This window comes from Vibrio sp. OPT46 (genome assembly GCF_015163535.1).
GTDB lineage: Bacteria > Pseudomonadota > Gammaproteobacteria > Enterobacterales > Vibrionaceae > Vibrio > Vibrio alginolyticus.
This window is the reverse complement of the sequence record NZ_JADDYG010000731.1, coordinates 21,906-22,461: the sequence shown is the minus strand read 5'-3', so window position 1 is coordinate 22,461 and position 556 is coordinate 21,906. Positions and strand designations below refer to the sequence as shown.

Sequence of the window (556 nt, the reverse complement as noted above, 5' to 3'; positions counted from 1 at the left end):
ATGGTTCAGACACCATGATCAGCTCAGCGATTCTCTCACTGCAAACCATGCCGTTAACGGATTTTGATTTTGAGATACGCCCTGCCCCAACCAAAACCTTTGAAGTTGCGCTGTATTACAACCCGAGTCGGCGCTCGGCGGTGAACATTGTCCCCGGTTTATTGGGCGTGATTCTAACCATGACGATGATCTTGTTCACCAGCGCAGCCATTGTTCGAGAACGGGAGCGTGGCAATTTAGAGTTACTGATTACTACGCCAATCCACTCCATCGAACTCATGGTAGCGAAGATCATTCCCTACATCTTTGTTGGTCTGATACAGGTGTTTATCATTTTAGGCTTGGGTCATTGGATATTTGGTGTACCGATAAACGGCGCCATTAGTCAGATACTGTTTGGCACGCTGTTGTTTATCGCCGCGAGTTTAACCTTAGGTTTGGTGATATCCACCATTGCGACGACGCAGCTTCAAGCAATGCAGATGACGGTGTTTATTCTTTTGCCATCGATTCTTCTGTCCGGATTTATGTTCCCTTATGAAGGAATGCCCATCGC

Annotated in this window: 1 protein-coding gene; it reads left to right on the top strand. The window is 47.1% G+C overall.

The window, feature by feature from the left end; all coding sequences use genetic code 11:
- A partial coding sequence (locus tag IQR33_RS34540; protein WP_228014172.1) for an ABC transporter permease occupies window positions 1-556 on the top strand: 556 nt, incomplete at both ends.